A 9,491-nucleotide genomic window follows, 5' to 3' on the forward strand; every position below is an offset into this window, starting at 1 on the left:
GCGGGGTGGCGGCGCGCCGCGCCGTTCTGGGGTGGGGTGGTGCCTCTCTTTTTTTCTTTGTTTCCCCCCCGCCGCACCGGGCCTTACCTCCGCGGCCGGGGGGGGGGCCCGGCCCCCCTCTCCCCGGCCTGTCCCCCCCCCCGCCCCCCGCCGGGGGGGGCCCGGCGCCGCCCCCCGCCGCGACCGGTGCCGTCCCGGCCACCGCTGCGCCCGGCCGTACGCCGTGGACCGATCCCGCCCCGGCACGTACCGGACCGGTTGTCGACTATGCCCGTGGGCTGGTGAACAACAGGTCCTCAACCGGATCCCAGCATCCGCCTCGGATATCCGTACTCCCGGAAGAGCACGCCGATTCCGCTGCATTGCCGGTGGAGGCGGCCGCGCGGTCGTAACGGCCGCGCGGGGTACGAGGCGACTGGGACTCGGGTGGCGGCGTGCTGCGGATGGGTCGGCGGCGCCGGGTCCGCGGCGGCCGGATCTTTCACCGGGTTGTCCGGTGCGTGCTCAGCGGGGTCCGAGGAAGAGGGTCTGGGTGCTGCGGCCCAGCGGGCCCTTCTCGTCGAAGAGTGCCGATTCGGCCAGGCCGATCCCGTGCGGCTGCGGGTGGGTGACCGCGTCCAGGCAGACCCATTCGCCGGCCGGCTGGCGGTGCAGGGTGACCGTCAGATCGGTGTTGATGAACAGATAGCTGTTCCAATCCAGTACGGAACTGACTCCGTTACCGGAATCGGCGGCGGCGAGCGTGCGTTCCAGTGGGCTGGGTGTGGTGCCCGCGACGATCGGGTACTTCAGCCGGATCCAGCACACTGCCGGTCCCGGTTCGGAGAACGAACCGGCGGCGAAACGGTATTCGATACCGGTGTGGAAACCCACCGGCTGGTTGGACGGGAACCGTTCCGGTTCCGGGGCCTGCTCGGGTCCGGGCCGCGACCCACTGGGCAGGAACCGGGTGGGCAGGTCCAGGTCCGGATCCGCGAGTTTGAACCGCCAGGCATTGGCCCGCATAACCGGTCCGCGCTCGGTGGACAGGGTGGCCTCGATCAGCTCGACGCTGCGGCCTGGCCGAACCACCCGCGCTTCCGCGGTGAGCGGGGCCAGCGGGACCGGGCCGAGGATTTCTACCGCGACCCGGCCGACCTGGAAACCGGGCCGGGGATCGCAGCGTTCGATCACATGTCCGAGCAGCGCGGACGGCGGGCCGGCGTGCTGGGCGTCGGGTGACCACGGACCGCGGGTGAGCTCGGTGGAGACGAACCGCTGCGGGTCCGCCGGGTCGGGCAGGTAGAAGGCCTCGTTCACGTGGTTGTCCGTTCGTTGCTCGGCAGTCGCCGCTGGGTCGTACCGGTCCCGACGTTACCGAGAGATCGCACCAGCGCGTCGACCGCTCCCGCGGTGCAGTCGGTGAATTGAGATACATACTTGCATGCAAGCTTGTATCTATCCGATAGAGTGGCTGCGTGCCGACCACTTCCAGCCCCTCCGAGCCCCCGGCAAGTGCTGCCGATCGGGCCTACCAGCTCACCAAGGAACTGGTGCTCTCCGGCGAACTCCCGGGTGGCCACCTGTTCAGCGAGACCGAGATCGCCGGTCGGCTGGGCCTGAGCCGGACTCCGGTGCGGGAGGCGTTCGTCCGGTTGCAGGCCGAGGAATTGCTGACTCTGGTACCGAAGCGCGGCGCCATCGTGGCGCCCGTCCCGCCGGGCGAGGCCGAGGATGTACTGGACGCCCGGGAAGCGGTGGAGAGTGCCGCGGTGCGCCGGCTGCTACGCACTCCGGAACGGATACCGGCGGCCGCCGAAAACCTGCGGGCCGCGCTCGACGTGCAACGCGAGCGGGCGGAGAGCGCTGATCTGCACGCCTTCGCGGAGGCCGACGAACGCTTCCACCGGACCCTGGTGGAAGCAGGCGGTAATGCCTTGCTGATCCGCTTCTACACGGGGCTCGCCGACCGGCAACGGCGGATGAACGTGGCAGCGCTGGGCCCGGTGCCCGACCATATCCAGGTCGTCCTGCGCGAGCACGGCGAACTGATCGAGATCATCGAATCCGGGGATGCCACCGCGTTCACCACCGCCCTGCGGGCCCATTTGGACGGGACCCACCGGCGGTGAGAAACGGGTCCATACCGGCGGTTCTGGCCGCGATCTTCGTCTGTGCGTGGGGCGGTAACCAATTCACTCCGCTTCTGGTGATGTACCGGACCGCCGGTTATTCGGCGTTCGCCGTGAACGCGCTGCTCGGCGCCTACGTCCTCGGCCTCGTCCCCGGCCTGCTGCTCACCGGCACACTGTCGGAACGTTTCGGCCGCCGCCCGGTCGCCCTCGCCGGGGTGTCGGCATCCCTTGTCGCGAGTCTGCTGCTGGCAGCCGGGACGTTCGGGGCGGGCTGGATCGCCGCCGGGCGGCTGGTAACCGGATTCGGGGTCGCGGTGGCGATGGCCGTCGGTACGACGTGGGTCACCGAGTTGAGCGATCGCGCCGACGCCGCACCGGGTACCGGCGCACGCCTGGCCGCGCTCTTTCTCACCGCGGGCTTCGCGCTGGGCGCGGCCGTCGCCGGCGGGCTCGCTCAATGGGGGCCGGCGCCCATGGTCACCCCCTATCTGGTGCACGCGGTGCTCACGCTCGCGGTACTGCCGTTCGTCTTCCGGGTGCCGGAGACCGGCACGGTGGGCAGCCCGGCCCGCGGCCAGTTCGGCGGTTTGCGGCATCCGCGTTTCCGCCGGGTGATCATGCCGATGGCACCGTGGATCTTCGGGTCGGCGGCGGTGGCGTACGCGATCATGCCGCAGCTCGTCGGTGACCGGGTCGGGCAGTGGAGTCTGCTGTATTCGACCACTCTGACCGTCGGCACGCTGATCGCCGGAACTCTGGTGCAACCGCTGGCGAAACGGCTCGACCGCACCAGCAGCGCCCGCGCGGTGATCGCTTCGATGACATTGATGCCGCTGGGTCTGCTGGTCAGCATGTTCGCCGCGATCGTCCGGTCACCGGCGCTGGCGCTCGTCGCCGCGATCGCACTGGGTTGTGCGTACGGGATCGCGCTGGTGTCCGGCCTGCTGGAATTGCAGCGGCTGGCGGCGCCGCACGAACTCGCGGCCCTCACCGGCGCCTACTACGCGCTCGCCTACCTCGGTTTCCTGCTGCCGTCGCTGCTGAGCCTGCTGAACCCGGCAGCCGGCTATCCCGTTCTGCTCGGCGCCCTCGTGCTGGTGGCGTTGTCGGGCACCGCGGTGATCCTGCGCCATTCCCGGGCGCATCTGCCCGCGCCTGCGCCGGCCGGGAAAAACGAGAAAGAACTGGCTCCCGCTGGATGATCGGCGCGACTGTGCCCGGCGCACGCTCGTGCCCGCCGCCGGCGACCACCCATCGGTCGATATCCGGCCGGCCATCTCGCCGGGCTTTCCCGGAGACCGAATTCGAGCGTCCGATCGGTCCGTGCCGAGGCCGAGGTGCTCGGGCGCAGGGGCCACCCGAGCTCCCTGTCCCGGCAGGCACGGAAGTGTCATCCCCGCCGCACCGTGCCGGGTTTCGTGATTTCGGCGACCGGAGCGAACTCCGGGCATCGCACCGTTGCTTACCCCGCCCGCGACTCGGTGATCCGGCGGACCGAAAACCGATAGTCGGCCTGGCGCAGGAGTTCGTCCGGATCGTCGGTGGGCGGATAGATCCACAGTTCGTTCACCTTGCGCTTGCGCTCCTTGGCGACCGCGCCGGTCGCGACGACGCGGCGGTCCCACCCGTTGGTGAACACCGCGCCGTGCGAGCCCAGGTCGAGGCAGGTGACGTAAGGGGTCGCGGTGAACGGCACCGTGGGGAGCCCCAGCAGGTCGGCGGCGGCGTTGTGGCCCGCGAACTTACCCAGTTGCAGGGCGTGCTGGCAGCATTGCATGACCTGGTGTCCCGGTTCGGCCGCCGCGGCGGCGGTATCGCCGGCCGCGTAGACCGCCGGTACGCCGGTAACCCCCAGGTATGTGTCCACTGCCAGGCGGCCGAGACGGTCGTGGGTCCCCGGTATACCTGCGGTGAGCCCACTGGCCCGCACCCCCGCCGTCCAGATCACGGTGCGGGTGGCGATGGGCGTGCCATCGGACAACACGACCCGGGCGGGTTCCACCGCGGCCACGCTCACCTCGAGCCGGTATTCCACACCGAGGGCGGCCAAGGCGTCGGTGATCTCCCGCCGGGGACCCGGGCCCAGCTCCGGTCCGATGCTGTCTGCCCGTTCCACGAGAATCACCTGGGCTTTTTCACCGGGCGCACGGGTTGCGGTGATCGTGCCGAGCCGGTCCGTCAGCTCGGTGGCGATCTCGAGGCCGGTGAAACCCGAGCCGACCACGACGGCGGTGAATCGGCCGTCACCGGGCGGCAGTTCGGGGAGCCGGTTCAGATGGGCGTCCAGCACTGTTGCCGTGGGCAATGTGTCCACATCGAACAACAGCTCGGCGCCGGGCATTTCCGGCCGGAGGAGTTCACTTCCGGTGGCGAGAATCAGCCGGTCGTAGCCGATCTCGGCGGTCTCGCCCGCTCCGTCGACCGTGGTCAGAGTCTGTCCGGTGGTGTCGATTCCGGTCACGGTGGCCGCGACCAGGCGTACACCGACAGGTCCGAGGATCCGGTCCAGCGAGACCCGCATCCGATCCGGCTCTGCCTGGTACAGGCGGGGACGGATCACCAGATCGCCGCCGGGGGAGACGAGTGTGACCGGCAGATCGTGACCCGCGGCCCGGGCCACGCGAACCGCACCGGCCGCACTCCACACCCCGGCGAATCCGCCGCCCACTACAACTATTCCGGACACGCAGGCCTCCTCGTCGGCTGGAAATATCGATAACTTCATGCGGCGCTCGCGGAATACCGCCGGCTCGCGAACGATCAAGTACGGGCGTTCGCGATCTCGCGACGGGTGCGTTCCGCGGAGCCCGCCGGTGCCGCGGCGGCGAGATCGGCGATGGTCTGCGCCGCCAGTTCGCGCCGCCAGGCCAGTTCCGCGCGGCGCATGGCCATCGCGATACCGCAGGGCTGCGCGAAATCTGTGGTCGCGGTACGACCGCTGTGCCCGCGCTGCCGGATCTCGGTGCAGCGGAACGGGTCGGTACCGCCTTCGATGGCGGTCACGACCTCGAGCAGGGTGATCTTCTCCGGTGGCCGCGCCAGGCCGAATCCGCCGCGGACCCCGGGGGCCGAGGTGAGGATCCCGGCGCGGACGAGAGCCTGCAGCCGCTTTTTCAGGTACTCCACGGGGAGGTCGAACCACGCGGCGAGCCGGGCGATCGAGACCGGCCACTGCTCTTCGGTCCAGGCCAGGGTGACGCAGCAGTGCAGGCTCCACTCGACGCCTTCGCCCATTTTCATAACAGGGATATTAGATGTCCCGATTAATCCGGGGCAAGCTGAGGCTCTGGAGGCAAGGGAATTCGCGATTGCTGCGTCGGGTCATGGTCCGGTGTCACTGTGACGGCGGTGGCGATCGGCCCGGCTTCCGGAATCAATCGAAAGTGTTTGCCCGGGCGATTTTTTCCCAGTCGATGACATCCGCGCGGACCTCGTCGAGATGTCCGAGTACCGCATCGACGGCAGCACCGCCCAGCGGCAGGCGCAGCGGAGTGCGGTCGGCCTCGAGTGCGGCGCGGATGGCCGCCGCCGCTTTCGCCGGGTCGCCGGGCTGGGTGCCGTCGCTGTTCTCGACCATGCGGCGAGTGGCGCCCGCCGTCTCCGCGTAGGCCGGCGTCTCTGTGCTGAAGTAGGCCGCACCCGGCCCGAACAGACCCGTGCGGAATGCGCCGGGTTCCACCACCAGCACGCGGATCCAGAACGGCGCGACCTCGTCGGCCAGCGCTTCCGTGTAGCCCTCCAGTGCGAATTTCGTGGCGCTGTAGGCCGAAAAGCCCGCGAACGAGAGCTGCCCTCCGGCGCTGCTCATCATGACGACGGCGCCCGAACCCTGGGCGCGCATACCGGGCAGGACTGCTCGGGTGAGCGCGGATACGCCGCGCGACTAAAGTAGAACGTGTTATATTTTTTGCGGTTTGCGAGCTCCGGCACGGGTGCCGGGCCGCGGCGCCCGACGGGGTCGCCGGGGGCCCGGCCCCCGCACCGGAGCGCCGGTCACTTCGCAGGGCCTCTCGTGCGAGCGGGCCCGAAAGGCAGACGAATGAACACTGAACCGCACGTCGACGACACCGACCTGCTGCACCGCGAGCCCCTCTCGGTGGATCTGCTGGGCAAGGCCCTGGAACGCTATGCCGACCGCACGGCGGTCCATATCGACGACGCCACCCTGACCTACCGCGACGTGCGGGATCAGATCAGCCGGTTCGCGCAGGCGCTCGCCGCGGCCGGGCTCGGTGTGGGGTCACCGGTGGCGGTGCTGTCGGCCAACCGGCCGGAGGTTCTGTTCGCCCAGGGCGCGAACAATGTGAACGGGTCGCGGGCCATGGCACTGCATCCGATGGGCTCCCTCGACGACCACGCCTACGTGCTCGAGGACGCCGGTGTGGAAACCCTCATCTTCGACCCGGCCGGTTTCGACGAACGCGCGGCGCAGTTGCGCGATAAGGTCCCCGGGCTGCGGAACTTGTTCTCGTTCGGGCCCTCGGAGGCCGGAACCGATCTGATCGACCTGGCCGCCGGATTCACCCCAGGCCCGCTGAAACCGCCACTCGTGGATCCCGACGCCACCATGAGCCTGGCCTACACCGGTGGCACCACCGGTAAGCCCAAGGGCGTCGAGATGAGTTTCCGCGGCAGCGCGACCATGCTGCGCATCCAGATGACCGAATGGGAATGGCCGGACGAGGTCCGTTTCCTGGTGTGCACCCCGCTCAGCCACGCCGGCGCCGCGTTCTGGAACCCCACGGCCCAGCAGGGTGGCTCCATCGTGGTGCTGCCCTACTTCCACCCCACCAAGGTGCTCGAGGCGATCGAGAAGTACAAGATCACCGCGACCATGCTGGTGCCGACCATGCTGTACGCGCTGCTCGACAGCCCCGACCTGGACAAATACGATCTGTCCAGCCTGCAGACGGTGTTCTACGGCGCCTCCGCGATCTCGCCGACCCGGCTGGCCGAGGCCGTCGAGAAGTTCGGCCCGATCTTCTTCCAGTTCTACGGCCAGGCCGAGAGCCCGATGACCATTTCGGTGCTGCGCCGCGCCGATCACGACCTGACCAAACCGGAACGCCTCGCCAGTTGCGGCCGGCCGGTGCCGTGGCTCACTGTGGCACTGCTCGACGAGAAGGGCAACGAGGTATCCCCGGGCGAACCCGGTGAGGTGTGCGTGCGCGGCCCGCTGGTGATGAACGGCTACCTCAACAAACCCGCGCAGACCGCCGAGGCAACGGAATTCGGCTGGCTGCACACCGGTGATATCGCCCGCCAGGACGAGGAGGGTTTCCTCTACATCGTCGACCGCAAGAAGGACATGATCGTCTCCGGTGGTTTCAACGTCTATCCGCGTGAGGTCGAGGACGTCCTGTCGGCTCATCCCGCGGTGAGCGCGGCCGCGGTGATCGGTGTGCCGGACGAGAAGTGGGGCGAAGCAGTCAAGGCGGTGGTGGTACTCCGCGACGGGCAGTCGGTGGAGGTCGAGGAATTGCAGGCTCTGGTGAAGGACCGCAAGGGTGCGGTCTACACGCCCAAGACGGTCGATTTCGCCGACAGCATCCCGCTCAGCCCGCTCGGTAAGCCGGACAAGAAAGCGCTGCGCGCCCAATACTGGGGTGAAGGCCGGCAGGTCAACTGAATCCGGCCGGCGAAGGCTGCGCCGCCGACTTCGTCCTGCTGATATCGGTTCTCGCCCTGCGGAAACAGGGCGACCCAGCAGTCTCGACAAACAGAGGAGCATCATGGGCAAGCTCACCGGCCAGGTCGCGTTCATCACCGGTGCTGCGCGCGGGCAGGGACGCGCACATGCGGTGAAGATGGCGTCGGAGGGAGCCGACATCATCGCCGTCGACCGCTGTGCACCGGTCGCGACCGCGGGCTACGAGATGGCGACGGAGGCCGACCTCGCCGAGACCGCGAAGCTGGTCGAAGCCGAGGGGCGCGGCGTCGTCACGGCGGTCGCGGACACCCGCGACCTGGAACCGCTGCAGCAGGCCGTGGATGCCGGTGTGGAGCGATTCGGCCGGCTGGATATCGTCGTCGCCAACGCGGGTATCGCCGCATCGCCGAAGGCGTCCTGGGAACTCACCCCGGACGAATTCCGCGAGATGCTGGACATCAATGTCACGGGCGTTTGGCAGACGACGAAAGTCGCTGTACCGCATATCATCTCCGGCGATCGCGGTGGCTCCATCGTGTTGATCAGTTCGATGGCGGGGCTGCGCGGGGTACCGGGTATCGCGCACTACGCCGCCGCCAAACATGCCGTCCGCGGTCTGGCCAAATCGCTGGCCAACGAACTGGCGTGGGCGAATATCCGGGTGAATTCGGTGCACCCCGGAAACATCCGCACGAACATGATCGACAACGAGCCGATGGTGCGCGGTTTCCGGCCGGACCTCGAGAACCCGGTCCTCGAGGACACGGCGGAGACCATGCAGAAGCTCAACCTGCTGCCGCAGCCGTGGCTGGAGGCCGAGGCGATCGCCGACGCCGTCCTGTACCTGGTCGGTGACTCCGGCCGCGGTATCACCGGAATCGCCCTGCCCGTGGACCTCGGCACCTCCGAGAAGTTCCCCGGTTTATAGGCGGCTCGTCCCGGAGCCGGCGTTGTTATCACACCGATGCCGCCGAAGCCGTGGACTCGGCTTGTGTACCCGCGGATAAACTGGGTACCGCCGTTGAGCGCCGTCGACAACGACCATCGCAGCACTGAAACGCTGGACACAGTTCCACGAACACAGCTCGCGAGCGGGCCATCCGGGTCCGCACGATGGAACCAGTTGGGATGTGATCAACGATGACTACGACCCACTCCGACAGCAGCTCCCGTATCTGCCACCGAACCGGCCGGTCCGCGATCGCCGTCACCGGCCTCGGCGCCGTCGCCACCGCGCTCGTCCTGGCGGCCCCCGGCGCCGGGGCGGTACCGCAGAACGTCGGCGCCGACCCCGGACGGAGCATGGGCATCAGCACGCCCTTCGGCACCACCTGCACCTATCAGGTGCGGGCAGCGGTCGACAACACCACAGAACCGGTGACCTTCCGCGACAACAACGTCGTGGTCGGATTCAATCCGTCGGTCGTGACGCCGAACGGCATTGTCGCGTCGACGACGTGGACCCCGGCGAACCCGGGAACACATTTCCTCAGCGCCGAACAAGGCGGCGTCACGGTGACCAGCGCGCCCGTGGAGGTCCGCACCGGAATGAACGCGGGCACGGGTTGCGCGGTGCCCTGACCCACCCGCCCCGCGAGCCCACGAGCGGCCGCACTCTGGAACTCGGCGGTTTCAGGGGGGGGGGGGGCGGGGCCCCCCCCCCGCGCGCCCCCCGGGGGGGGGGGGCCGGGGTGACACCCCCAAATTTGGGGGGGGGGGGGGGGCGC

Annotated in this window: 9 protein-coding genes; 5 read left to right on the forward strand and 4 right to left on the reverse strand. The window is 69.0% G+C overall.

Annotated features, from left to right (window positions below; genetic code table 11):
• Window positions 1-504: 504 nt before the first annotated feature.
• Entirely contained in the window at window positions 505-1,299 is a 795-nt protein-coding gene (locus tag QH195_RS20485; protein ID WP_280424333.1) for a thioesterase family protein, read from the reverse strand.
• Between the two features lie 158 nt (window positions 1,300-1,457).
• Here QH195_RS20485 and QH195_RS20490 point away from each other — a divergent pair, with 158 nt between their 5' ends.
• Together QH195_RS20490 and QH195_RS20495 are read left to right on the forward strand one after the other, a co-directional pair.
• Complete coding sequence (locus tag QH195_RS20490; protein ID WP_280436628.1) at window positions 1,458-2,111, forward strand: GntR family transcriptional regulator; 654 nt, start codon at window positions 1,458-1,460, stop codon at window positions 2,109-2,111.
• On the forward strand, window positions 2,108-3,316 hold the full coding sequence (locus QH195_RS20495; protein WP_280436629.1) for an MFS transporter: 1,209 nt from the start codon (window positions 2,108-2,110) through the stop codon (window positions 3,314-3,316). The genes QH195_RS20490 and QH195_RS20495 overlap by 4 nt, the downstream gene beginning before the upstream one ends.
• A 260-nt stretch (window positions 3,317-3,576) precedes the next feature.
• On the opposite strand, the gene QH195_RS20500 is transcribed toward QH195_RS20495, so the two are convergent.
• The 3 genes from QH195_RS20500 to QH195_RS20510 all read right to left on the reverse strand — a co-directional run bounded on the left by QH195_RS20500 (window position 3,577) and on the right by QH195_RS20510 (window position 5,955).
• Window positions 3,577-4,800 (reverse strand): NAD(P)/FAD-dependent oxidoreductase, encoded by a 1,224-nt coding sequence (locus QH195_RS20500; RefSeq protein ID WP_280436630.1) that lies wholly within the window; start codon window positions 4,798-4,800, stop codon window positions 3,577-3,579.
• A gap of 74 nt (window positions 4,801-4,874) precedes the next feature.
• The gene (locus QH195_RS20505; RefSeq protein WP_280436631.1) at window positions 4,875-5,354 is read right to left on the reverse strand and encodes an RrF2 family transcriptional regulator; all 480 of its coding nucleotides are present in this window, start codon (window positions 5,352-5,354) and stop codon (window positions 4,875-4,877) included.
• Between the two features lie 133 nt (window positions 5,355-5,487).
• Entirely contained in the window at window positions 5,488-5,955 is a 468-nt protein-coding gene (locus QH195_RS20510; RefSeq protein ID WP_432278369.1) for an SDR family NAD(P)-dependent oxidoreductase, read from the reverse strand.
• Window positions 5,956-6,153: 198 nt separating this feature from the next.
• On the opposite strand from QH195_RS20510, the gene QH195_RS20515 reads away from it, so the two are divergent.
• The 3 genes from QH195_RS20515 to QH195_RS20525 all read left to right on the forward strand — a co-directional run bounded on the left by QH195_RS20515 (window position 6,154) and on the right by QH195_RS20525 (window position 9,345).
• Window positions 6,154-7,743, forward strand: a complete 1,590-nt coding sequence (locus tag QH195_RS20515) for an AMP-binding protein (RefSeq protein WP_280436632.1) — start codon at window positions 6,154-6,156, stop codon at window positions 7,741-7,743.
• Between the two features lie 103 nt (window positions 7,744-7,846).
• Window positions 7,847-8,692 carry a mycofactocin-coupled SDR family oxidoreductase gene (locus tag QH195_RS20520; RefSeq protein ID WP_280424328.1) on the forward strand — a complete coding sequence of 282 codons (846 nt, stop codon included), beginning with the start codon at window positions 7,847-7,849 and terminating at the stop codon, window positions 8,690-8,692.
• Window positions 8,693-8,904: 212 nt separating this feature from the next.
• Window positions 8,905-9,345: a hypothetical protein gene (locus tag QH195_RS20525; RefSeq protein ID WP_280436633.1), complete on the forward strand. Its 441-nt coding sequence runs from the start codon at window positions 8,905-8,907 to the stop codon at window positions 9,343-9,345.
• Window positions 9,346-9,491: the final 146 nt, after the last annotated feature.

The sequence above is a fragment of the Nocardia carnea genome (genome assembly GCF_029868855.1).
In the GTDB taxonomy this organism is placed as follows: Bacteria; Actinomycetota; Actinomycetes; order Mycobacteriales; family Mycobacteriaceae; genus Nocardia; species Nocardia carnea_A.